Raw genomic sequence first — 23,624 nt, forward strand, 5'->3', positions numbered from 1 at the left:
GCGGGCGTTGCATTTGATCGAAAAGGAAAGCCCTCATGCCGCTGCGTCGCCTCTCCATCCAGTGGAAGATCACCCTGCTCGCCGGCCTGTGCCTGCTGGCCATTGTCGCCCTGCTGGTAACCACATCGCTGGCCCAGGCGCGGCGCAGCGCGGCATTGGTCAACCAGGCCAACACCGAAATGCTCGACAGCAGCGCACGCCTGCGCCTGCAGGCCCATGCCGAAACCCAGGCCCTGCGCATCCAGCGCTATTTCATGGACGCCTACCAGTACGGCAATGGCTTTGCCCGCCTGGTGCAGGTGCTCAAGGCCCGTGGCGGCAACGACCTGCGCGCCGAACTGACGCGCCAGGCCCGCGCCAGCCTGGCCGGCAACCCGGATGTGATCGGCCTGTACCTGGTGTTCCAGCCCAACGCCCTGGACCCGGACAGCCAGTACCTTGGCCAGGATGCAATGGGCAGCAATGAGAGCGGGCGCTTTTCGCTGTACTGGTCACAACCCCGCCCCGGCACCCTGGAGCTTGAAGCCATGCCGGAATCGATGCTCGGTGACGCCAGCATCGGCAGCAACGGCGTGGCGAAGAACCGCTGGCTGACCTGCCCGCAGGATACCGCCAGAACCTGCATGCTCGAGCCATACCTCGACGAAGTGAATGGCCGCCAGGTGCTGATGACCAGCATCGCCCTGCCGCTGCTGGAGCACGGCAAGGTGGTCGGCGTGGTCGGCCTGGACATCGGCCTGGCCAACCTGCAACAGCTGAGCCTGGACGGGCGCCGGGAGCTGTTCGACGGCCAGGGCCAGGTCGGTATCGCCAGCGCAGCCGGCCTGCTGGCCGGCAACAGCCGCGACGACAGCAAGCTCGGCGAGCCCATGGACGAGGCGGTAGCCGACGGCCTGCTGCGTGTTGCCCACCCGTTCACGCCAATCCCTGATGCCGCCCCTTGGCAGGTATTGCTGGAACTGCCGGAAAGCGTGCTGCAGGCGCCTGCCGTCGCCCTCAACCAGCGCCTGGATGCGCACAACCACAGCGCCAACCTCACCAGCCTGCTGGTTGGCCTGGGCGCTGCGGTAGTCGGTTTGCTGCTGGTGTGGCTGACCGCGCGCGGGGTGACCCGGCCAATCCTGGCCGTGGCCGCGCGCCTGGAAGACATCGCCAGCGGCGAAGGCGACCTCACCCGCCGCCTGGACTATGCCCGCCAGGACGAACTGGGCCAACTCACCGGTTGGTTCAACCGTTTTCTCGACAAACTGCAGCCGGTCATAGCCCAGGTCAAAGGCTCACTGCAGGAAGCCCGCGGCACCGCCGACCAGTCGGCAGCCATCGCCAGCCAGACCAGCAACGGCATGCAGCAACAGCACCGTGAGATCGAACAGGTGGCCACCGCCGCCAATGAAATGAGCGCCACCGCTCTGGATGTCGCCCATAACGCTTCGCAGGCGGCCCAGGCCGCGCGCGCTGCCGACCAAGCCAGCCGCGAGGGCCTGCAACTGATCGACAGCACCCGCCAGGGCATCGACCAACTGGCCGCCGGCATGAACACCGCCATGGGCGAGGCACGCGCGCTGGAAGGCCGCAGCGGGCAGATCGGTTCGGTGCTGGAAGTGATCCGCACCATTGCCGAGCAGACCAACCTGCTGGCACTCAACGCCGCCATCGAAGCTGCCCGCGCAGGCGAAGCCGGGCGTGGTTTTGCCGTGGTGGCCGATGAAGTGCGTGGCCTGGCCCAGCGCACCCAGGTGTCGGTGGAGGAAATTCGCCAGGTCATCGAAGGCTTGCAGCAAGGCACCCAGGATGTGGTGGGTGCCATGCACGAAGGCCAGCGCCAGGCCCAGGACAGCGCCGCGCGGATGGAACAGGCGCTGCCGGCGCTACAACGTATTGGCGAGGCAGTGGCGGTGATCAGCGACATGAACCTGCAGATTGCCTCGGCGGCTGAAGAGCAGAGCGCCGTAGCCGAAGAGGTGAACCGTAATGTGGCCGGCATTCGCGATGTGACCGAATCGCTGGCAGGCCAGGCCGATGAGTCAGCGCGGATCAGCCAGGCCCTGAACCGGCTGGCCAACCAGCAGCAGGCGCTGATGGAGCAGTTCCGCGTCTAACCTGTCAGGGCCGGTGCGCCTTCTTCGCGGGCATGCCCGCTCCCACAGGAAATGCCCAGCCCTTCGGGGTGCACCATACCCAGTGGGAGCGGGCGAGCCCGCGAAGAGGCCCCAACAGGCAATACAGCATTATTGATTTTATCGAGCACAACCTATGCAAAACCCAACCCGCCCCACCTTCTTCGACATCACCAGCGAACAGGGCCTGTTACGCACCTCGATCGCCGTCACCCTGTTCATCGCCATCATCGGCATCGCCTTCGGCCTGGCCTCCGGCTCGTTCTCCATCGTGTTCGACGGCGTCTATTCGCTGGTCGATGCCAGCATGAGCGGGCTGTCGCTGGTGGTGGTCAGGCTGATTACCGCGCACACCACCAGCGTGCAGATGTCACGCAAGTTGCGCGAGCGCTTCACCATGGGCTTCTGGCACCTGGAGCCGATGGTGCTGGCGCTCAACGGCATCCTGCTCAGCGGCGTGGCCATCTATGCGCTGATCAACGCCGTCAGCAGCCTGCTGCAAGGCGGGCGTCACCTGGAGTTCGGCATCGCCATGGTCTACGCGGTACTGACCGTGATCGCCTGCGTGACCATCGCCATTGTCGAGGCCCGCGCCAACCGCAAGCTGGGCTCGGATTTCGTGCGCATGGACGTCAAGGGCTGGGTAATGTCGGCCAGCATCACCGCCGCGCTGCTGATCGCCTTCTGCTTTGGCTATGCGGTGCAGGGCACATCGCTGGAGTGGGTGTCGCCGTATATCGACCCGGCGGTGCTGGCGCTGGTCTGCCTGGTGATCGTGCCGTTGCCGATGTCGGTGGTGCGCCAGGCCCTTTCGGAAATTTTCCTGGTGACCCCTGGCGACCTCAAGCTGCACGTGGATGAAGTCGCCAAGGCCTTCGTCGCACGCCATGGGTTGCAGTCGTACCGCGCCTATGTGGCCAAGGTCGGGCGCTCGCGGGAGATCGAACTGTATTTCATCGTGCCGAAGGCCATGGCCGCGAAAACCATCGATGAATGGGATGCGTGGCGTAACGAGATCGGTGATGCCGTGGGTGGTGAAGGGCCGGACCGCTGGCTAACCGTGGTATTTACCGGGGATCCAGAGTGGGCTGAATAAGCCTGGGGGCGCTTTGCGCCCCTTTCGCCGGCAAGCCAGCTCCCACCTCGACCGCATTAGCCTCGAGTCATGCGCAAGCCCTGTGGGAGCTGGCTTGCCGGCGATGAGGCCAGTACAAGCAGCCGAAAACGAAAAAGCCCGCCACCGTTGCCGGTAGCGGGCTTTGACGTACTGCGTATGGTGGGTCGTGTAGGATTCGAACCTACGACCAATTGGTTAAAAGCCAACTGCTCTACCAACTGAGCTAACGACCCGTTGGATGGCGCGTATAATACTGATTTCTAACGGGAAATCAACACCCCATCAAACTTTTTTCAAAAATACCGCGTCGGATCTTCGACTCCGGCGGCCTTGAAGCCGTCGGCACGCAGGCGGCAACTGTCGCATTTGCCGCAGGCGCGGCCGTCATCGTCGGCCTGGTAGCAGGAAACGGTCAGGCTGTAGTCCACGCCGCGAGCCATACCGGCCTGCACGATCTGCGCCTTGCTCATGTTCTGCAGCGGCGCCTGGATGCGGAAGCCCTGCCCTTCGACGCCAGCCTTGGTCGCCAGGTTGGCCATGCGTTCGAAGGCTTCGACGAACTCGGGGCGGCAATCGGGGTAGCCGGAGTAATCCACGGCATTCACACCAATGAAGATGTCACGGGCTTCCAGCACCTCTGCCCAGCCCAGGGCCAGGGACAGGAACACGGTGTTGCGCGCCGGCACGTAGGTGACCGGGATGCCTTCACCCGGGGTTTCCGGCACGTCGATGCTGCTGTCGGTCAATGCCGAGCCGCCGATGCCATCCAGGTTCAGGCCAATAACCTTGTGCTCGACCACGCCCAGGTCGCGGGCAACGCGGGCGGCGGCGTTCAGTTCGGCGCGGTGGCGCTGGCCGTAGTCGAAACTCATGGTGTAGCAGCTGTAGCCTTCGGCCTTGGCCATGGCAACCACTGTGGCCGAGTCCAGGCCACCGGACAACAGGATTACTGCGCGTTTGTCGGTCATGTGTGCTTGCTCCTCAATCAACGTCCGGGTTCGTCGTTCCACAGCAGCTTGTGCAGCTGCAGCTGGAAGCGTACGGGCAGGTTGTCGGCGACGATCCAGTCCGCCAGCTCGCTGGCGTTCACCTGGTGGTGGCTGGGCGAGAACAACACCTCGCCGGCACGCTCGGCCAGGTTGTACTGGATCAGCTTGGAGACCGCCCAGTCGTAGTCCTCGCGGGAACAGATGACGAACTTGACCTGGTCGTTGCGGGTCAGCTGCTCGATGTTCTCGTAGCGGTTACGGTGCGACTCTTCGGAGCCAGGGGTCTTCAGGTCGACCACGCGGCTGACGCGGGTGTCGGTGCCGGCAATATCCAGCGCGCCGCTGGTTTCCAGCGACACCTCGTAACCGGCGTCACACAGGCGCTGCAACAGCGGCAAGGCGTTGGGCTGGGCCAATGGCTCGCCACCGGTGACGCAGACATAGCGCGGCTTGAAGCCGGCGACCTGCTCAAGGATCGAATCGAGGGTGCGTACGGTACCGCCACTGAAGGCATAGGCACTGTCACAGTACTGGCAGCGCAGGGGGCAACCGGTGAGGCGCACGAATACCGTGGGCAACCCAGCCGTTCGCGTTTCACCCTGCAAGGAGTAAAAGACTTCGGTGATGCGTAATGTGTCTTGCATGCTCGCCACGGGCGTGACAGCTAAACAGGCTGCCCGCCTCCGTCAGGCACTGTCGCGGACTCGACATAGCGTTATCCGCAGCAGCGTGTTTACGAAAAAAGGGCAGTGATTCTAACGAAAAAACCCGCGACTGGCGCGGGTTTCTTTCAAGCGGTACTGCTTAGAGCTTCTGCAGGTCACGCTGGGCCAGTTGCGCGGCCGAGGTGCCGGGGTACTGGGTGATGACCTGCTGCAGGATACCCTTGACCTTGTCGGTGTGGCCCATGCGGCGCTCGACGTCGGCCAGCTTGTATAGCGAATCCGGCACCTTGCTGTGCTTCGGATACTTCTGGCTGACCTGGGCGAAGGCCTGGCTGGCAGCCGGCAGGTCGCCCTTCGCCAGGTTCACTTCACCCAACCAGTACTGGGCATTGCCGGCGTACTGGCTGTTGGGGTACTTGCGCAGGAAGGCGTTGAACGCCTGGCTGGCCTTGTCGAAGTCTTTCTGCTTGATCAGGTCGAAAGCGGCATCGTAGTAGAGCTTTTCTTTCGCCGGATCACCGGGCTCGCTAGTGGCGGCCGGTTGTTGCGCAGCAGCACCTGCTGCTGCATCGGGGGCGGCATTGGATGCACCACCACCGGAGGAATTGTCAGGGGTCGCGGCAGGCGCGGCGCCACTGTTGATGCGACGGTCCAGGTCCTGGTAACGCTCCAGGTTTTCCTGCTTCATGCGCGACACATCGTTCTGCAGCTCTTCGATGATGCCTTGCTGGCGGGAAAGCTGATCCTGCATCTGTTGCAGCTGCATGAACAGCTGGCCCTGTGCAGAGGCAGGGGCCGAAGCCCCTGACCCGGCATAGGCGCCGCTCGTGCCATAACCCGCAGGCGGATAGCTGCCCGCGTTGTCATCAACTACAGGGACCTCAGCCCAGGCCGCGAGCGGCAGGCTGAGTGCGAGGACGGTTACTACACGGCGGCACATACGCATAAGAACTTACTTACGCAGTTCTACGCGACGGTTCTGAGCCCAGGACTGCTCGTCGTTGCCAGTGGCAACCGGACGCTCTTCACCGTAGGAGACCAGTTCCAGCTGAGCAGGGGAAACGCCCTGCAGAACCAGGTAGCGCTGAACGGCCTTGGCACGACGCTCACCCAGAGCCATGTTGTACTCGCGGGTGCCGCGCTCGTCGGTGTTGCCTTCCAGGACAACGCGGTTGCCGTTGGCTTTCAGGTCCTTGGCGTGAACGTCCAGAGCGCGCATGGCTTCTGGCTTCAGGTCCGAGCTGTCGTATTCGAAGTAGAAGGTGGTGATTGCGCGCAGGGCAGCTTCTTCGCTCAGGGAGCCGTCAACAGCGCCAGTGTTGGCACCGTAGCCAGCGTTCGGATCTACGGCAGCGCCTTCGCCTGCGTTGTCACCGCCCTTCGAGGAGCAACCTACAGCTACGGCCATGGCCAGAGCCAGCGCAGCAAATTTACCAAACTTCAGCATTTCCATCGTGAAACTCCTAATGAAACCCCAGTGTGTTAAGCAAAAGTATTACGCCGCAATCAGTTCAGGTAAGGGGACCAGGACGGTTCTCTGACTTCGCCTTGAGCGGTAGGAAGTGGGAGCCTCACGCGGCCATTAAGCGACACGAGCATCAAGACTCCCCGGCCCTGCTGGCGGGTGGCGTAGATTAGCATGGTGCCGTTTGGCGCAACAGTGGGAGACTCATCAAGACTCGTTTCCGAGAGAATCTTTACACTTCCGCGTTGCAAATCCTGGGCCGCAACTTTGAAGTTGGTGAAGCCCTGCTGGCGATGGATCATCACCAGGGTCTTTTCGTCCGCCGACAGTTTCGGGTTGGCGTTGTAGTTACCCACGAAAGTTACACGCTCGGCACCACCGCCACCGACCGACTGCTTGTAGATCTGCGGCTTGCCGCCACGGTCGGAGGTGAAGTACAGGGTGTTGCCATCCTTGCCCCAGAACGGCTCGGTGTTGATGCCCGGGCCGGCGGTGACACGGCTGATCTGGCGCGAAGCCACGTTCATCACGTAGATGTCCGGGTTGCCGTCCTTCGACAGCACGAACGCCAGGCGCGTGCCATCCGGCGACCAGGCTGGCGCACCGTTCAGGCCTTCGAAGTTGGTGACCTGCTCGCGGCGACCGGTATCGATGTGCTGGACGAAGATGCGCGGGCGCTTCTGCTCGAACGAAACATAGGCGATGCGCTTGCCATCCGGAGCAAAGCGTGGCGACAGGATCGGTTCACGCGATTGCAGCAGGGTAACCGCACGTGCACCGTCGTAATCCGAACGCTGCAGGGTATAGCGGGTGTTGTTGGTGGAGAAGCGCTCGGCCGTCACGTACAGCATGCGGGTGGAGAACGCACCCTTGATGCCGGTGAGCTTCTCGAACGACTGGTCGGCAATGTAGTGCGCCATGTCGCGCAGCTGGTCGACGCTGCCCGCCACGCTACCGGTCAGCACCTGCTGCTCGGTGGCGACGTTGAACAGCGCGTACTGCACCTGCAGGCGACCGCCCGACGGCACGATGCTGCCGACCATCACGTACTGCGCACCCAGCGCCTTCCAGTCACGGAAGATCACTTCGCTGGCCTGCGACGGCTGGCTGATCATGTTCTGCCGCGGAATCGGCGAGTAGTAGCCGGAGTTGCGCAGGTCGTTGCCGATGATGTCGGCCATGTCTTCCGGCAGCACGCTGCCGCCCTGCAGACCGAACGGCACTACCGCGATGGGCGTGGCCCGGTCGCTGCCGCTGGTGACCAGGATGTTCTTTTCCTCTGCCACGGCCATGCCTGCCACGCAGCACAGCATGACCAGCAGTCCTCTCAGACGTTTAATCACAACGCTAGATCCTCAGGTGTAAATGTCATCTTGAACGAACGATATTGGTTGAAATCGCTCGGCTTCATACCCTGCATCTCGGTCAGACGACCGATGTTCTTCACTGCTGCCACCGCCGAGCTGTCGTACGGGCCGTCACCACTGGACCGGGCCACGCTGACGCTGGTGATGGTACCGTCCGGCAACATGTTGATCTGCAGGACCACCGTCATGCCCTTGCGCGCGGAAGGCGGACGTGCCCAGCCCTCGGCCGCGCGCATGCGGATCAGGTCGTCGAAGTCGCCGGCCACCTGGTCACCCTGCTCGTCGGCCAGCGCCTGCTGCCGTTCGGTAGTGTCGGACAACAGCTCGGCCAGGGCCTGGGCTTTCTTGTCTTCCGCCGCCTTGCGGGCCGCTTCCTGTGCCTTTTTCTTCTGGGCATCTGCAGCGGCCTTTTTCTTGGCCTCTTCAGCTGCCTTCTTCTTCGCTTCCTCGGCTACCGCTTTCTTCTTGGCGTCCTCGGCTGCTTTCTTCTTGGCCTCTTCGGCCGCCTTTTTCTTGGCGTCCTCGGCGGCTTGTTTCTTCGCCTCTTCAGCGGCCTCTTTCTTGGCCTCTTCTTCGGCTTTTTTCTTTTCTTCCTCGGCCTTCTTCTTGGCGATGTCGGCCTGCTGCTTCTCGGCAGCCTTCTTCGCCTCTTCGGCCTTCTTGGCTTCGGCGGCTTTCTTGGCCTCGGCGGCTTCGGCAGCTGCCTCGGCTTTCTTGGCTTCGGCGGCCTCGCGAGCCTCTTCGGCCTTTTGAGCGGCGTCGGCTTTCTTTTGTTCCGCGGCCTTCACGGCATCCTGCTCGACCTTCTTCTGTTCCAGCTGCTCGACCTCGGTCTGGCGCGAAGCGGTTTTCTTCGCTTCCCCGGCAATCTTCTGATTGGTCTGGGTGGTCGCCTGGCTCTTGGACTTGAGCTGGTACAGGGTAGCCTGGACGATCGGCTTGGATGGCGGCAGCTCAGGCGTCATGGCAAAACTGACGAACAGCAGGGCGAACACCAGCACATGCAGGCCGATGGCCCAGATACTGGGCCAGAAGTAGCTTTCCGAGGCGGATGGCTCTCGCTGTTGCATCAGGGCGCCTCGGTAATCAGGCCAACGTTACCGACACCGGCCTTCTGCAACCCGCCCATGGCACCCATGACCGCGCCATAGTCGACAGCCTTGTCGCCACGAATGAACACCTGGGTCTGCTTGCCCTGGTCACGGCCGGCGGCAATGATCTTGGTCACCGCGTCGGTCATGGCAGGCAAGGTCATGGCCTTGTCCATCTGCTTGTCGGTATCGACTTCGCTGCCGAGGTTCCAGTAGTAGGTCTTGTCGGCCTTGATGGAGATGGTGAGGATCTGGACGTTGTTGTCCTGCGGCAAGGCTTCACTGGAAACCTTGGGCAGGTCTACCTTCACGCCCTGGTTGAGCATGGGCGCCGTCACCATGAAGATGACCAGCAGTACCAGCATCACGTCGATGTAGGGCACCACGTTCATCTCGGCGACGGGCTTGCGTTTGTGGCGAACTCGGGCCATGGGCTTCTACCTGATTACTCTTCGCTGGTGTGCACTTTGCGGTGCAGGATCGCCTGGAACTCGTCGGCGAAGGTGTAGTAACGGCCGATCAGCACTTCGCTGCGGGCCGAGAAGCGGTTGTAGGCGATGACCGCCGGGATTGCCGCGAACAGGCCGATGGCGGTGGCGATCAGCGCTTCGGCGATACCCGGGGCAACCGTGGCCAGGGTGGCCTGCTGGGCGCTGGCCAGGCCGCGGAAGGAGTTCATGATGCCCCATACGGTACCGAACAGGCCGATGTACGGGCTGGTCGAACCGACGGTGGCCAGGAACGGCAGGCTCTGCTCGAGTTTTTCTTCCTCGCGCGAGATGGCTACGCGCATGGCACGGGCAACACCCTCCATGACCGCGTCCGGGTCAACGCCCGGCTGCTGGCGCAGGCGCGAGAATTCCTTGAAGCCGGCACGGAAGACCTGCTCGACACCGGAATCCGGGTCTGGGTTGCTGCCTGCCTGACGGTACAGCTTGGACAGGTCGATGCCCGACCAGAAGCGCTCCTCGAAGGCATCCAGCGCACGACGACCGGCGCGCAGCATGGTGCTGCGCTGGAAGATCATGATCCATGAGGTGACCGAGGCGGCCACCAGGGTCAGCATTACCAGCTGTACCAGCACACTGGCATTGCTGACCAGACTCCACATGGAGGTATGGTCGACGACGTTAGCTTCCACGCTTATTCTCCTGCATTCGATTGAGTACCCGAGCCGTCCGCCGCAAAGGCGTCACGCAGCTCCGGGGGTATGGCTCGGGGTTTGAAAGTGTCGGCGCGCACGGCGGCCACCAGGAACTGCCCTTCGCAGAGCAGCGTTTCATCCTTTTCCCGCCAGACCTGCTGCACGAAGCGCAGGCTGGCGCGATTGAGTTCAAGTACTTGCGCGGTGACCCGCAGCTCGTCGTCCAGCCGCGCCGGCGCGTGATAGCGCGCTTCGCTGGAGTGGACCACGAACAGCAGGTTGTCTTCGGCCAGCTGCGCCTGGGAAAAGCCCAGGTGCCGCAGCCGCTCGGTACGCGCGCGCTCCATGAATTTCAGGTAATTGACGTAATACACCACGCCACCGGCATCGGTATCTTCGTAATAGACACGACAACGGTGTGCGAACGGTTCCAGGCCATTTTGCGCGCGCATACTCTAGTGCTTACTCCTCAGCTTGCCAATCCGCTGTGGCAACTGTTTTTTCTTCATTAATGTCTTATTGCCAGCGCACCCTCGGCATGCCAGCGGTAGGACCACGAAAAGCCGTTTTCGATCTGTCACTCATCGCCCGTTTCGGAAAAATCCCCACCCTCCCCCAGGCGCCCGGGCACGTTCAAGCCAAAGTGCAGGTAGGCATGCCGGGTGACCACGCGGCCGCGCGGCGTGCGCATGATGTAGCCTTGCTGGATCAGGTACGGCTCGAGCACATCCTCGATGGTGTGGCGCTCTTCACTGATGGCCGCGGCCAGGTTGTCCACGCCGACCGGGCCACCGTCGAACTTCTCGATCATGGTCAGCAGCAGGCGGCGGTCGGAGTGGTCGAAACCGCGCTCGTCGACGTCCAGCAGGTTGAGCGCCATGTCGGCAACGGCCTTGGTGATCTGGCCCTTGCCGCGCACTTCGGCGTAGTCGCGCACGCGGCGCAGCAGGCGGTTGGCGATACGTGGCGTGCCACGGGCGCGGCGGGCGATCTCGTAGGCACCCTGGTCTTCGATGGCCAGGCCGAGGATGCCGGCGGAACGGCTGACGATGGTGGCCAGGTCCTTGTCGCTGTAGAACTCCAGGCGTTGGACGATACCGAAACGGTCCCGCAGCGGGTTGGTGAGCATGCCGGCACGGGTGGTGGCACCGACCAGGGTGAACGGCGGCAGGTCAAGCTTGATCGAGCGGGCCGCAGGCCCTTCGCCGATCATGATGTCGAGCTGGAAGTCCTCCATCGCCGGGTACAGCACCTCTTCGACGACCGGTGACAACCGATGGATCTCGTCGATGAACAGCACATCGTGCGGTTCGAGGTTGGTCAGCATGGCCGCGAGGTCGCCCGGGCGCTCGAGGATGGGCCCCGAGGTACTCTTGACCGACACGCCCATTTCCTGGGCAATGATGTTGGCCAGGGTGGTCTTGCCCAGGCCGGGCGGGCCGAAGATCAGCGTATGATCGAGCGACTCGCTGCGGCCACGGGCGGCCTGGATGAACAGCGCCATCTGCTCGCGCACCACAGGCTGGCCGATGTACTCGTCCAGCCGCAGCGGGCGGATCGCACGGTCCTGGACTTCTTCACGGTCGCGGCCACTGGCGGCGATCAGGCGGTCGGCTTCGATCACTTGGTAATCATCCCTTTCAGGCTGCGGCGGATCAGCTCCTCACTGCTCAGGCCGGCCTTGTCCTTGATCGCGGCGATCGCCTTGCTGGCTTCCTGCGGCTTGTAGCCCAGCGAAACCAGGGCGCTGACGGCATCGGCTTCGGCCGTGGATGCGCTGGCGACCGGCAGCGGCCCGTCGGAGACCAGGGTGAACATGGCCGGGGACGTTTCCCAAGCCTTGAAGCGGTCCTTGAGCTCGACCAGCAGGCGTTCGGCGGTTTTCTTGCCAACACCGGGCACGCGCACCAAGGCCGAGGTGTCCTGAGCCTGCACGCAGCGCACCAGCTCGTCCACTTCCAGCCCGGACATCAGCGCCAGGGCCAGCTTCGGCCCTACGCCATTCAGGCGGATGAGTTCGCGGAACAGTTCGCGCTCGCGCTTTTCGGCAAAACCGTAGAGCAGGTGAGCATCCTCGCGCACCACCAGGTGGGTGTGCACGGTTACGGGTTCGCCCACCTTGGGCAGACGGTACAGCGTGGTCATGGGAACTTCCAGTTCGTAACCTACGCCGTTGACGTCGATAATCAGGTGCGGCGGCTGTTTTTCCGCCAGGGTGCCGCGCAAACGTCCAATCACGTTCCGATCCTTCCTCTCGGGGAGCCGGTCAAAGACCGCTCAACCCTATCAGCAAATGCAGCGGGTGAACGCATCACCCGAACAAAATGTGTATCAGCGCATGAAGCGCCTACAGACGCAAGCGCCCGCCGCGTCGCCTTGCCGTGGCCAGGCCATGCGGCACCAGGCTGGAGCGGGTATGGGCATGGCACAGGGCGATGGCCAGGGCGTCGGAGGCGTCGATCTGCGGCTTTTGCGTCAGTTTCAGCAGGTGCATGACCATCATCATCACCTGCTCCTTGTTGGCCCCACCGGTACCGGCTACCGCCTGTTTGACCTGGGTGGCGCTGTACTCGGCGATTTCCAGGCCGGCTTCGGCGGCGGCGACGATGGCTGCGCCACGGGCCTGGCCGAGCTTGAGCGCCGAGTCGGCGTTACGAGCCATGAACACCCGTTCGATGCCCATGGTTACCGGGCCGTGCTGGGCGATGATTTCACCCACGCCACGAAAAACGATCTGCAACCGCTCGTGCAGCTCGCCGCTGCCGGTGCGGATGCAGCCCGACGCCACGTACTCGCAACCACGGGCGGTCTGGCGTACCACGCCATAGCCGGTGATGCGCGAGCCGGGGTCGATACCAAGAATCAGAGTCATAGTGCCCGTCGTACAAAGCTCATGTTTTAACACCATTGGGGCCGCTGCGCGGCCCATCGCCGGCAAGCCAGCTCCCACAGGTACAGTGCAAGACTTGAGGGTGGCACTGTACCTGTGGGAGCTGGCTTGCCGGCGATGGGCTGCACAGCAGCCCCAATAAAGCTACCTGCCTGGCCCGAATGCTCAGGACACCTTAGCCGAGGTTTTCCATGATCTCATCGGAAATCTGGGCATTGGAGTAGACGTTCTGCACGTCATCCAGGTCTTCGAGCATGTCGATCAGCTTGAGTACTTTCTCGGCACCGTCCTGGTCGAGTTCGGCGCTGGTGGTCGGCTGCATGACGATTTCCGCGTCAGCGGCCTTGAAGCCCGCCTCTTCCAGGGCATTGCGCACGGCGTAGAAGCTGTTGAACGAGGTGAACACGTCGAACGAGCCGTCGTCGTTGGCCACCACGTCATCGGCATCGGCTTCCATCGCCGCTTCCATCAGCGCGTCTTCTTCCACGCCCGGGGCAAAGCTGATCTGCCCCTTGCGCTCGAACAGGTAGGCCACCGAACCGTCGGTGCCCAGGTTGCCACCACACTTGGTGAAGGCATGACGCACGGCAGCGGCGGTACGGTTGCGGTTGTCGGTCATGGCCTCGACCATGATCGCCACGCCACCCGGGCCGTAACCTTCGTAGCTGAGCTCTTCGACGTTGTCGCTTTCGTTGGTGCCGGCACCACGGGCCACGGCACGATCGATGATGTCGCGGCTCATGTTGGCGCCCAGGGCCTTGTCCAGCGCCAAACGCAGGCGCGGGTTGGATGCCGGGTCAGCACCACCCTGCTTGGCAGCGACCGTCAGTTCGCGGATCCACTTGGTGAAGATCTTGCCTCTCTTGGCATCCTGGCGCTCTTTGCGGTGCTTGATGTTCGCCCACTTGGAATGACCAGCCATAACGACTCCGAATCCTTTGAATCACAAACAGCCCCGCCCCTGTACGGGGCGGGACGGGAAATTGCCTGCGCCGAAACGCAAAGGCGCATCCATGTGGATGCGCCCGGGGACTGCTTACTCGACCTTGGTCTGTTCGCGCAGTCGGATGTGCAGCTCGCGCAGGGCCTTGGCGTCGACCATGCCAGGGGCCTGGGTCATGACGCACGCGGCGCTCTGGGTTTTCGGGAAGGCGATCACTTCACGGATCGACTGGGCGCCGGTCATCAGCATGACCAGGCGGTCCAGGCCGAAGGCCAGGCCACCGTGAGGCGGTGCACCGAACTTCAGGGCGTCGAGCAGGAAGCCGAACTTCTCTTCCTGTTCTGCCGCCTCGATGCCCAGCAGGCGGAACACGGCCTGCTGCATCTCTTTACGGTGGATACGGATCGAACCACCACCCAGCTCGGTACCGTTCAGGACCATGTCGTAGGCACGGGACAGGGCCACGGCCGGGTTGGCCTCGAGCTCTTCCGGGGTGCACTTCGGCGCGGTGAACGGGTGGTGCAGCGCGGTGAAGCTGCCGTCTTCGTTCTCTTCGAACATCGGGAAGTCGACCACCCACATCGGTGCCCACTCGCAGGTCAGCAGCTCGAAGTCGTGACCCAGGCGGATACGCAGCGCGCCCAGGGCTTCGCTGACCACCTTGAACTTGTCGGCACCGAAGAACACGATGTCGCCGTCAACGGCGCCAACGCGGTCGAGGATGGTGTTGAGGTTGGCCTCGGGGATGTTCTTGACGATCGGCGACTGCAGGCCTTCGACGCCCTTGGCGCGCTCGTTGACCTTGATGTAGGCCAGGCCCTTGGCACCGTAGATGCCGACGAACTTGGTGTACTCGTCGATCTTGCTGCGCGGCATGCTGGCGCCGCCTGGCAGGCGCAGGGCGGTAACGCGGCACTTCGGATCGTTGGCCGGGCCGGCGAACACCTTGAAGTCGACATCCTTGAGCTGGTCGGCAACGTCGACCAGTTCCAGCGGAATACGCAGGTCCGGCTTGTCGGAACCGTAGCGGCGCATGGCCTCTTCGAAGGTCATGTGCGGGAATTCGCCGAATTCCAGGTCCAGCACTTCCTTGAACAGCTTGCGGATCATGCTTTCGGTCAGGCCCATGATCTCGCTTTCATCGAGGAAGCTGGTCTCGATGTCGATCTGGGTGAATTCCGGCTGGCGGTCGGCACGCAGGTCTTCGTCACGGAAGCACTTGGCGATCTGGTAGTAGCGGTCGAAGCCGGCGACCATCAACAGCTGCTTGAACAGCTGCGGCGACTGCGGCAGGGCGAAGAAGCTACCGGCGTGGGTACGGCTAGGCACCAGGTAGTCACGGGCGCCTTCCGGGGTGGCACGGGTCAGGATCGGCGTCTCGACGTCGAGGAAGCCATTCTCGTCGAGGAAGCGACGGATGCTGCTGGTGATGCGCGAACGCAGGCGCAGCTTGTCGGCCATTTCCGGGCGACGCAGGTCGATGAAGCGGTAGCGCAGGCGGGTTTCCTCGCCGACGTCGGAGTATTCGTTCAGCGGGAACGGCGGGGTTTCCGCTTCGTTGAGCACGTTCAGCTGGTAGCCGAGGATCTCGATGGCGCCGGAAGCCATGTTGGCATTCACCGCACCTTCAGGGCGCTTGCGGACCTTGCCGGTGATCTGCACGACGTATTCGCTGCGCACGCGGTCGGCAGCGGCGAAGGTTTCGGCGCGATCCGGGTCGAACACGACCTGGGCCATGCCTTCGCGGTCACGGATGTCGAGGAAGATCACCCCGCCGTGGTCGCGGCGACGATGGACCCAGCCGCAAAGGGTGACTTCCTGGCCGTCCAGGCTCTCGTTCAGTTGGCCGCAATAATGGCTGCGCATCATGATGGTGGTTTCGCTTCTCGTGATTCGTGTATTCGGTGGAGGCCTTGGCCGCCCGCAGAGGGCTAATACTGCAAGACCCGGTCACAGCATTCAACTCAGTCGGCCTTGTCGCCGCCTGCCAGATTCTTTTTCGCCCCGGTCTTGAAGTCGGTTTCGTACCAACCGTTACCGCTCAGGCGGAAGCCTGGCACCGACAGCAGCTTCTTCAGCGCCGGCGCCTGGCAGGCCGGGCAATCGGTCAGCGGCGCGGCGCTGATCTTCTGCAGCACTTCCATGCGGTGCTCGCAGGATGCACATTGATAGTCATAAAGGGGCATGGGTGTCTCTCGTCAACCACAACGCTGGCTGCCGGGGCAGCAAAAAGCGGGATTATATATGGTTAGCAAGCACTGCGCAGCCCGCCAGGCGATCAGCGCACACTTGGCGGGTCCAGCAGCCAGGCGACGCAGATCACCCTGATCAGCCCGCTGAAGTTGCGCACCCCACCCTGGCGCAGGTGTACCTCGCGGTCGACGTAGGACAGCACCGCGCTGACCGAGCAGCGGTTGGCCGCGGCGATGCGCTCCAGGATGCCCCAGTAGACGGCTTCCAGCCGCAGGCAGGTGGAAAAGCCGTTGAGCCGCACCGAGCGTGACACCGGCTGGGTCTGCAACATGTCGAAATCCGCCTTGAACGGGTCGATGCACTGTTTACCCGGCCAACGCCCCTGGCCAGCCACACGTTTGCTTGCTTGCATCATGCGCCACACTTCCTCGTCACAGGTACCAGGTGGCCTATGAAGCGCTGATGGGCGAGCTTAAAGCAGCGGCAAAATCTTCCTGCGCAAACACTCGATGGGTAAGCGTGACGGAAAACCTGTGGGAGCGGGCGAGCCCGCGAAGCAGGCGACGCGGTGGATGGCACCGGCCTTGCCGGTGTTCGCGGGCATGCCCGCTCCCACAAGGTTTGTGCAAGCTTTCGGATTTTGAACAAGAAAGCTGCATTCAAATTGCCATGTGACAGCCCTGGTCAATTACTTGCCGTCGAGCAGCACCCGCAGCATCCAGGCGGTTTTCTCGTGCACCTGCATGCGCTGGGTCAGCAGGTCGGCGGTCGGCTCGTCACTGACCTTGTCCACCACCGGGAAGATGCTGCGCGCGGTACGCACCACGGCTTCCTGGCCCTGGACCAGCTGGCGGATCATCTCGTCGGCAGGCGGCACCCCTTCTTCCTCCTTGATCGAGGAGTGCCGCGCATAGAATGCATAAGCCCCCGGCGCCGGAAAGCCCAGAGCGCGAATGCGCTCGGCGATCGAGTCGACCGCCAGCGCCAGTTCGTTGTACTGCTCTTCGAACATCAGGTGCAGCGTGCGGAACGACGGACCGGTGACGTTCCAGTGGAAGTTATGGGTTTTCAGATACAGCACGTAGGTATCCGACAACAGGCGGGACAGCCCATCGACGATGGACTTGCGATCTTCTTCACTGATACCGATATCGATTGCCATGAAGTTCCCCTTTCCATAAGGCTTGAGACCCAAGCAGGTGACGACCACTGTAGCAACACTTGGTACACGCCGCATGTGACATGGCGCAACACATCGCCCGTCGCGGCCTGCGGTTTGAGTAGCCTGCGGCTTTACTGTTAAATAGGCATGGTGCCACCCGTGCGGATTGTCATTGCCGGGTGCATAGGCTGGCCTGCCACGTGTTCGCGCTCTACACCTCATGCGCACCGTGCTGCCAGCTCTTCCTGTGATCGGCCTTATCAACTGTGAGCCAACCCCATGTTCAAGATCGTCCATCTGGTGACGGGCGTGGCAGCCTTGCTGCTATCGCTCATACCCAGCCTGAAAACCGATGCGACACCCTTCCTGCAACAACCCGACGCGGTCTACCTTGCCCTGCTCGGCCTGCTCAACCTGGTGCTGGCCCCGGTCGTGCCACTGTACTACCGCGGCGCGCGGCAGCAGTTGCAGCACCTGGCCTGTGCCCTGCTGGTGGTGGCCGTGGTGCTGCAGACCCTGACACTGCTGGCCCGCCCGGAAATGGGCAACCTGGCCGCACTGGTCTGCGCGGCGCTGGCCGTGGCCGTGCACCTGGCCGTGGGCTTTGCCCGCATCCCGCGCAAGGCACGCGCCAGCCAGCACGCGGCGCAGGATGCCGGCAATCGTGATACCGGTACCGTGAAGTGGTTCAACACGTCCAAAGGCTTCGGCTTCATCTCCCGCGACTCGGGCGATGATATCTTCGTGCACTTTCGCGCCATTCGCGGCGAAGGCCACCGCATCCTGGTGGAAGGCCAGCGCGTGGAGTTTTCCGTGATGCACCGCGACAAGGGCCTGCAGGCCGAGGATGTGGTTGCGGTAACCCGCCGCTGATCCAACTTGCAGAAACCACCCCCTGCAGGAGCGGGCATGCCCGCTCCTGCAGGGGTTCAGGTATCAATAATGAGGCGGTGGCGCCTCGTCCCCTTCGCTGCCGTACTGGCCAACCATCTCTTCGTAACGCTTGATCAGCTCGGCCATCTGCAACTGCAGCCGCTCGATCACCCGCCCCTGCTCGACCACCACGTCATTCAGCGCCTGGATGGTGTCATCCTGGAACGCCTGGCGTGTTTCCAGTTCGACCACTCGCGATTCAAGCGACATGTCAGGCCTCCTGGTAGCCGGCGAGCTGCAGCCCGCGCAGGCGCTGGCGAATGGCTTGCACCTGGTCGTCGGTGTAGGCCACCGCCGGGCACTTGCCCCACACCGGTGCCGGCCAGGCGGCGTCGTCGCGCTGGCGCACGATCACGTGCATGTGCAACTGGCTGACCACATTGCCCAGGGTGGCCACGTTCATCTTGTCGGCGCTGTAGCTGGCTTTCAGCGCTCCGGCCAGGCTGGTGGTTTCCTGCCACAACTGCTGCTGCTCCGCAGCATCGAGCTCGAACAGTTCGCTGATGCCGGCGCGCTTGGGCACCAGGATGAACCATGGATAGTTGGCATCCTTGCTCAGCAGCAACTGGCACAGCGCAAACTCCCCCAGCACCAGCGAATCCTGCTGCAAACGCGAATCGAGGACGAACACGGCAAATCTCCTTCAGGCAGAACCAACCCGCGTCACGCGGAAAACAGGCCTGCAAGGATACCCTGCACGTTCCCGGTAACACAGCGCTACTTTTCGCACCAAAATGAGGCCACCCGTACACCTCGCACCACACTTGCCACCCCAAAGGTGACGCTGCATGAACAAGTTGCGGTAACACATTGACTTTCATGACAGCTTTTCAAATTTTAATGATTCTCGACTGTGACACCCCGTCAGGCGGCTCCCGCCCCGTGTTTACGGCACTTTCCGACCCCCGGTAGCAGGTTTTGTGAAAATTTCATGAAGCGTTGCGAATTTTGAGCACGCTTGTTGCATTCCTTTCACGCCAAGTCGGCACGACATCTGCATCGACAGGTGTACGCGACAAATAACAACAGCGGCATTGGTTACCAGGGAGTTTCCCCAACCGGAATCGGTAGTTACAGGTTCGTTACGGTGAAAGAAACAGCGCTGGTGTTGTACGGCCCTTAAACCGGGGCGTGATTTGCGACATGGAAATACTCAAAAGCGACATGGTGAAAAAGTTCCGAAAAGGATGTTTATACCCATATCGCCAACAACAGTCAGCGTGCTATACATTTTCGCCGACATAACAAGAAAGAGCTGCCCCATATAACTAAAACACTTGGACGCAGCGGTACTCTTCCTAAAAACCAAAGGAGCAAATCACGATGCGCGTGATGAAGTGGAGCATGATCGCCCTGGCCGTTGCGGCAGGGACCTCGCAGTTGGCATTGGCCTCTTCCCAGGACGAGTCCAAAGGTTTCATCGAAGACAGCAAGCTGAACGTCAAGACCCGCATGCTGTACTTCAGCCGTGACTTCCGTAACAACGAAGGCGGCCAGAGCCGTCGCGAAGAAACCGGCCTGGGCTTCCTCGGCACCTTCGAGTCCGGCTTCACCCAGGGCACCGTGGGTGTGGGTGTGGATGCCATCGGCATGCTCGGCCTGAAACTGGACAGCGGCAGGGGCCGCGTCAATACCGGCCTGTTCCCGAACGACTCCGACGGTCGTGCGCAGGATGAATATTCCAAGGGCGGCGGCGCGGTCAAGTTCCGCATCTCCGACACCGTGCTGAAAGTGGGTGACCAGTTCACCGCTCTGCCGGTCTTCGCCACTGACGACAGCCGCCTGCTGCCAGAAATCGCTCAGGGCACCCTGATCACCAGCAACGAGATCGAGGGCCTGACCCTGCATGCTGGTCACTTCACCAGCCTGACCGCCCAGGAGCAGACCAACCGGGACAGCTTCGGCCTGAAGGAAGCCAACGTGGTCGGTGGTACCTACGCCTTCACCGACAACCTCAGCACCAGCCTGTACTACTCGAAGGTTGAAGACTACTGGCGCAAGTACTACGCCAACGTCAACTGGGCACTGCCGATCTCGGACAAACAAGGCCTGGTGTTCGACTTCAACATCTATGACACCAAGAGCGAAGGCTCGGCCGATTACCTCGCATTCGATGGCGACAAGCTGGACAACCGCGCGTTCAGCCTGTCGGGCGCCTACAATATCGGCGCTCACACCTTCACCCTGGCCTACCAGAAAGTCACCGGCGACGGCGACTATGGCTATGGCATCGACGGTGGCGGCACCATCTTCCTGGCCAACTCCGTGGCCCGTTCCGACTTCAACGCCGAAGACGAGAAATCCTGGCAGGCTCGCTACGACCTGAACTTCGCCGAATACGGCATCCCGGGCCTGACCTTCATGACCCGTTATGTACGCGGTACCGACGCCAACGTCGCCGGCACCAGCAACGGCAAGGAATGGGAACGCGACGTCGATATCAAGTACGTACTGCAGAGCGGCCCGGCGAAAGACCTGAGCTTCCGCGTACGTCAGGCCACCTACCGCTCTTCCGATGGCGTTTACTACGATTCCCCATCGATCGACGAACTGCGCCTGATCGTGGAGTACCCGCTGAGCATCCTGTAAGCCTGGCTTGCAGTGCCCCGCACCTGAAAAAGCCCGGCGATCACGCCGGGCTTTTTCTTGGCTGACAAGCGTCACGCCCTGGGGCATCCTGTACGCCTTCGTTTCGCCCCCGTACAATGCGGGGTCATTTCAATGTCTTAGGCAATCGACACGGCTCACCATGCGCACCAGTCAATATTTGCTCGCCACCCAGAAAGAAACCCCTGCCGACGCAGTGGTCATCAGCCATCAGCTCATGCTGCGTGCCGGCATGATCCGCAAACTGGCCTCCGGCCTGTACACCTGGCTGCCGATGGGCTTGCGGGTGATGCGCAAGGTCGAGGCCGTGGTGCGTGAGGAAATGAACGCCGCCGGCGCCCTGGAAGTGCTGATGCCCAGCATCCAACCAGCCGAACTGTGGCAGGAATCCGGCCGCTGGGAACAGTACGGCCCCGAGCTGCTGCGCCTGAAGGACCGCCACCAGCGCGACTTCTGCGTCGGCCCGACCCACGAAGAAGTGATCACCGACCTGGCCCGCAACGAGCTGTCCAGCTATAAACAGCTGCCGCTCAACATGTACCAGATCCAGACCAAGTTCCGTGACGAGATCCGCCCGCGCTTCGGCCTGATGCGCGGCCGCGAGTTCATCATGAAGGACGCCTACTCGTTCCATGCCGACCAGGCTTCCCTGCAGGAAACCTACGACCGCATGCACCAGGCGTACAGCAACGTGTTCACCCGCCTGGGCCTGGACTTCCGCCCAGTGCAGGCCGACACCGGCTCTATCGGTGGCAGCTACTCGCACGAATTCCACGTACTGGCCGAGTCCGGCGAAGACGACGTGATCTTCAGCGACAGCTCCGACTACGCCGCCAACATCGAGAAGGCCGAGGCCATCCCGCGTGAAACCGTGCGCCCGGCCCCTACCGAGGAGCTGCGCCTGGTCGACACGCCGAACGCCAAGACCATCGCCCAGCTGGTGGAAAACTTCGGCCTGCCGATCGAGAAGACCGTCAAGACCCTGATCGTGCGTGGTGCCGAGGAAGGCAAGCTGGTAGCACTGATCGTGCGTGGCGACCATGAGCTCAACGAAATCAAGGCGGCCAAGCTGGAACAGGTTGCCGACCCGCTGGTCATGGCCACCGACGCCGAACTGCGCGAGGCCATCGGTGCCGGCGCCGGCTCGCTCGGCCCGCTGAACCTGCCGCTGGAAATCGTTATCGACCGCTCGGTTGCCCTGATGAGCGACTTCGGCATTGGCGCCAACATCGACGACAAGCACTACTTCGGCGTGAACTGGGAGCGCGACCTGCCGGTTCCACAGGTCGCCGACCTGCGTAACGTGGTCGAAGGCGACCCGAGCCCGGACGGCCAGGGTACCCTGGTGATCAAGCGCGGTATCGAAGTGGGCCACATCTTCCAGCTCGGCACCAAGTACAGCGAGGCGCTGAAGTGCCAGGTACTGGGCGAGAACGGCAAGCCGGTAACCCTGTCCATGGGCTGCTACGGTATCGGTGTGTCCCGCGTGGTGGCCGCTGCCATCGAGCAGAGCTACGACGACAAGGGCATCATCTGGAACGACGCCCTGGCCCCGTTCCAGATCGCCCTGGTACCGCTGCGCTACGAAACCGAGGTAGTTCGCGAGGCGACCGACAAGCTGTACGCCGAGCTGACTGCTGCCGGCTACGAAGTGCTGCTGGACGACCGTGACAAGAAGACCAGCCCAGGCATCAAGTTTGCCGACATGGAGCTGATCGGCATCCCGCACCGCATCGTCGTCAGCGATCGCGGCCTGGCCGAAGGCAACCTGGAGTACAAGCACCGCACCGAGCAGGACGCCCAGTCGTTGCCGCTCAATGAAGTGCTGACCTTCCTGCAGGCCCGCGTTCGCCGCTGATAACCAATGCACGAGTGATCATGTTCAAGCGAAGTACCTTTCCCCTGGGGGGCGCCGCACTGTGCGGCGCCCTGCTCGTCAGCGGCTGCGCCAATCAGATGTCCCAGCGCAGCGACCATGAGGAGCGCGTCGAGCGCAAACTGCTCGAGCACACCCTGCAGATCGATGTCGGCGAGCCGAAGGTGATGGAGCTTCCGCAACGACGTGTGCGCGTGCATGAGCAGAAGCGCTTCGAAGTCACCGAATTCGAAGTCACCCGCAGCTATGACCGCTATACGCCTTACCAACCCTGGCGGGAGATCTACGAGATCCCGCTGGGTGCGGTGGCCGTGGTGGCAGGCGTGGGTGCCAACGTGGTCAATGTCTTCGCCCTGGGCAACCTGCCGGACAGCATCACCCACGACTGGCTCAGCTATGGCGTGGACGGGCTCAACCCGTTCATGAACGTGCCGTCCAACGGCCGTGCCCAGCAGAACCTGGCCAGGATCAGCGAAGTGCAGAAAGGCAAGCGCGAGGAATCTACCAGCGTGCCCTGGAGCGAGCGCCTGGTCGAGGTCAAGGCCGGCAAGATGACACACGAGCTGACCACCGACAGGAACGGCGTGCTGCGCCTGAACCTGCTCGACAGCCCGTTCTCCGAGCAGAACCTCAACCACATCGGCACCCTGCACCTGCAGGTGCTGGACGAGGACAACGCGGTACGTGGCGATGCCAGCCTGCTGGTCAGCGCCACCCTGCGTAACAAGCTGCTCGAGGCCCATGAACTGATCTTCGATGACCTCGAAGATGACGATGTCGGCCAATGGGTACACCGGGTCAAGCGCTTGTCCGAACTGGGCCTGGAAGAGGAAGCCAGTGAAATGGAACAGAGCCTGATCGAACTGACCCGCAACGACCCGGAGTTGCAGCAGGAGTTTCTGCAGTCGCTGACCAAGGCCACTGGCCGGTTGGTGGCCGACCCGGGCGCGCAGTAACTGCTGCGGCAACGCATCCCCCTGTGGGAGCGGCCTTGTGTCGCGAAAGGGCTGCAGAGCAGTCCCGACAATTGATGCATCACTGCTGAAATCCTGGGGCCGCTGCGCG

General features: G+C 62.5%; 25 protein-coding genes and 1 tRNA gene. 6 read left to right on the forward strand and 20 right to left on the reverse strand.

The window, feature by feature from the left end:
* The first annotated feature begins 35 nt into the window (after window positions 1-35).
* Complete coding sequence (locus tag ABX298_RS03915; protein ID WP_367394105.1) at window positions 36-2,099, forward strand: methyl-accepting chemotaxis protein; 2,064 nt, start codon at window positions 36-38, stop codon at window positions 2,097-2,099.
* Between the two features lie 154 nt (window positions 2,100-2,253).
* A complete protein-coding gene (locus tag ABX298_RS03920; RefSeq protein WP_075046059.1) occupies window positions 2,254-3,213 on the forward strand; it encodes a cation diffusion facilitator family transporter in 960 nt (319 codons plus the stop codon).
* 178 nt (window positions 3,214-3,391) lie between these two features.
* On the opposite strand, the gene ABX298_RS03925 is transcribed toward ABX298_RS03920, so the two are convergent.
* The 18 genes from ABX298_RS03925 to ABX298_RS04010 form a co-directional block, all read right to left on the reverse strand.
* Window positions 3,392-3,467 (reverse strand) — tRNA-Lys (locus ABX298_RS03925).
* 60 nt (window positions 3,468-3,527) lie between these two features.
* The gene (gene queC, locus ABX298_RS03930) at window positions 3,528-4,202 is read right to left on the reverse strand and encodes a 7-cyano-7-deazaguanine synthase QueC (RefSeq protein WP_013973801.1); all 675 of its coding nucleotides are present in this window, start codon (window positions 4,200-4,202) and stop codon (window positions 3,528-3,530) included.
* Between the two features lie 17 nt (window positions 4,203-4,219).
* Window positions 4,220-4,867, reverse strand: a complete 648-nt coding sequence (gene queE / locus ABX298_RS03935; RefSeq protein ID WP_015271468.1) for a 7-carboxy-7-deazaguanine synthase QueE — start codon at window positions 4,865-4,867, stop codon at window positions 4,220-4,222.
* Between the two features lie 160 nt (window positions 4,868-5,027).
* The gene (gene ybgF, locus ABX298_RS03940; protein WP_286100374.1) at window positions 5,028-5,834 is read right to left on the reverse strand and encodes a tol-pal system protein YbgF; all 807 of its coding nucleotides are present in this window, start codon (window positions 5,832-5,834) and stop codon (window positions 5,028-5,030) included.
* Between the two features lie 6 nt (window positions 5,835-5,840).
* Window positions 5,841-6,341: a peptidoglycan-associated lipoprotein Pal gene (pal, locus tag ABX298_RS03945; RefSeq protein ID WP_003254755.1), complete on the reverse strand. Its 501-nt coding sequence runs from the start codon at window positions 6,339-6,341 to the stop codon at window positions 5,841-5,843.
* Between the two features lie 53 nt (window positions 6,342-6,394).
* The gene (tolB, locus tag ABX298_RS03950) at window positions 6,395-7,666 is read right to left on the reverse strand and encodes a Tol-Pal system beta propeller repeat protein TolB (RefSeq protein ID WP_038408273.1); all 1,272 of its coding nucleotides are present in this window, start codon (window positions 7,664-7,666) and stop codon (window positions 6,395-6,397) included.
* 26 nt (window positions 7,667-7,692) lie between these two features.
* Window positions 7,693-8,790 carry a cell envelope integrity protein TolA gene (tolA, locus tag ABX298_RS03955; RefSeq protein WP_317409818.1) on the reverse strand — a complete coding sequence of 366 codons (1,098 nt, stop codon included), beginning with the start codon at window positions 8,788-8,790 and terminating at the stop codon, window positions 7,693-7,695.
* Entirely contained in the window at window positions 8,790-9,242 is a 453-nt protein-coding gene (gene tolR / locus ABX298_RS03960) for a protein TolR (RefSeq protein WP_003254760.1), read from the reverse strand. Before tolR ends, tolA begins: the two co-directional genes overlap by 1 nt.
* Before the next feature lie 14 nt (window positions 9,243-9,256).
* Complete coding sequence (tolQ, locus tag ABX298_RS03965; protein ID WP_139657458.1) at window positions 9,257-9,952, reverse strand: protein TolQ; 696 nt, start codon at window positions 9,950-9,952, stop codon at window positions 9,257-9,259.
* A 2-nt stretch (window positions 9,953-9,954) separates the two neighbouring features.
* Entirely contained in the window at window positions 9,955-10,407 is a 453-nt protein-coding gene (gene ybgC, locus ABX298_RS03970; protein ID WP_015271472.1) for a tol-pal system-associated acyl-CoA thioesterase, read from the reverse strand.
* 125 nt (window positions 10,408-10,532) lie between these two features.
* On the reverse strand, window positions 10,533-11,579 hold the full coding sequence (gene ruvB / locus ABX298_RS03975) for a Holliday junction branch migration DNA helicase RuvB (RefSeq protein ID WP_004375289.1): 1,047 nt from the start codon (window positions 11,577-11,579) through the stop codon (window positions 10,533-10,535).
* On the reverse strand, window positions 11,576-12,193 hold the full coding sequence (gene ruvA, locus ABX298_RS03980; protein WP_015271473.1) for a Holliday junction branch migration protein RuvA: 618 nt from the start codon (window positions 12,191-12,193) through the stop codon (window positions 11,576-11,578). Before ruvA ends, ruvB begins: the two co-directional genes overlap by 4 nt.
* 109 nt (window positions 12,194-12,302) lie before the next feature.
* Window positions 12,303-12,827 carry a crossover junction endodeoxyribonuclease RuvC gene (gene ruvC, locus ABX298_RS03985; RefSeq protein WP_004375291.1) on the reverse strand — a complete coding sequence of 175 codons (525 nt, stop codon included), beginning with the start codon at window positions 12,825-12,827 and terminating at the stop codon, window positions 12,303-12,305.
* 193 nt (window positions 12,828-13,020) lie between these two features.
* A complete protein-coding gene (locus tag ABX298_RS03990) occupies window positions 13,021-13,767 on the reverse strand; it encodes a YebC/PmpR family DNA-binding transcriptional regulator (protein WP_013973810.1) in 747 nt (248 codons plus the stop codon).
* Between the two features lie 114 nt (window positions 13,768-13,881).
* Window positions 13,882-15,657, reverse strand: a complete 1,776-nt coding sequence (aspS, locus tag ABX298_RS03995; RefSeq protein ID WP_025340263.1) for an aspartate--tRNA ligase — start codon at window positions 15,655-15,657, stop codon at window positions 13,882-13,884.
* Window positions 15,658-15,752: 95 nt separating this feature from the next.
* Window positions 15,753-15,974 carry an FmdB family zinc ribbon protein gene (locus tag ABX298_RS04000; protein WP_003254776.1) on the reverse strand — a complete coding sequence of 74 codons (222 nt, stop codon included), beginning with the start codon at window positions 15,972-15,974 and terminating at the stop codon, window positions 15,753-15,755.
* A gap of 92 nt (window positions 15,975-16,066) precedes the next feature.
* Window positions 16,067-16,396, reverse strand: coding sequence for a ribbon-helix-helix domain-containing protein (locus ABX298_RS04005; RefSeq protein ID WP_024087590.1), 330 nt, complete (start codon window positions 16,394-16,396; stop codon window positions 16,067-16,069).
* A gap of 273 nt (window positions 16,397-16,669) precedes the next feature.
* Window positions 16,670-17,143 carry a Dps family protein gene (locus tag ABX298_RS04010; protein WP_025340264.1) on the reverse strand — a complete coding sequence of 158 codons (474 nt, stop codon included), beginning with the start codon at window positions 17,141-17,143 and terminating at the stop codon, window positions 16,670-16,672.
* 279 nt (window positions 17,144-17,422) lie between these two features.
* Between ABX298_RS04010 and ABX298_RS04015 the strand changes: the two genes are divergently transcribed.
* Window positions 17,423-18,016 carry a cold shock domain-containing protein gene (locus tag ABX298_RS04015; protein WP_025340265.1) on the forward strand — a complete coding sequence of 198 codons (594 nt, stop codon included), beginning with the start codon at window positions 17,423-17,425 and terminating at the stop codon, window positions 18,014-18,016.
* 63 nt (window positions 18,017-18,079) lie between these two features.
* On the opposite strand, the gene ABX298_RS04020 is transcribed toward ABX298_RS04015, so the two are convergent.
* Together ABX298_RS04020 and ABX298_RS04025 are read right to left on the reverse strand one after the other, a co-directional pair.
* On the reverse strand, window positions 18,080-18,286 hold the full coding sequence (locus ABX298_RS04020) for a SlyX family protein (RefSeq protein WP_025340266.1): 207 nt from the start codon (window positions 18,284-18,286) through the stop codon (window positions 18,080-18,082).
* Window position 18,287: 1 nt separating this feature from the next.
* Window positions 18,288-18,707, reverse strand: a complete 420-nt coding sequence (locus ABX298_RS04025) for an HIT domain-containing protein (RefSeq protein WP_286100375.1) — start codon at window positions 18,705-18,707, stop codon at window positions 18,288-18,290.
* A 692-nt stretch (window positions 18,708-19,399) separates the two neighbouring features.
* Between ABX298_RS04025 and ABX298_RS04030 the strand changes: the two genes are divergently transcribed.
* The 3 genes from ABX298_RS04030 to ABX298_RS04040 all read left to right on the forward strand — a co-directional run bounded on the left by ABX298_RS04030 (window position 19,400) and on the right by ABX298_RS04040 (window position 23,515).
* Window positions 19,400-20,665, forward strand: coding sequence for an OprD family porin (locus tag ABX298_RS04030; RefSeq protein WP_075046061.1), 1,266 nt, complete (start codon window positions 19,400-19,402; stop codon window positions 20,663-20,665).
* Between the two features lie 160 nt (window positions 20,666-20,825).
* A complete protein-coding gene (locus ABX298_RS04035; RefSeq protein ID WP_075046062.1) occupies window positions 20,826-22,541 on the forward strand; it encodes a proline--tRNA ligase in 1,716 nt (571 codons plus the stop codon).
* A 20-nt stretch (window positions 22,542-22,561) separates the two neighbouring features.
* A complete protein-coding gene (locus ABX298_RS04040) occupies window positions 22,562-23,515 on the forward strand; it encodes a hypothetical protein (RefSeq protein ID WP_084785247.1) in 954 nt (317 codons plus the stop codon).
* Window positions 23,516-23,624: the final 109 nt, after the last annotated feature.

Origin of the sequence: Pseudomonas sp. X4 (assembly GCF_040784925.1) — a bacterium.
In the GTDB taxonomy this organism is placed as follows: Bacteria; Pseudomonadota; Gammaproteobacteria; order Pseudomonadales; family Pseudomonadaceae; genus Aquipseudomonas; species Aquipseudomonas putida_Z.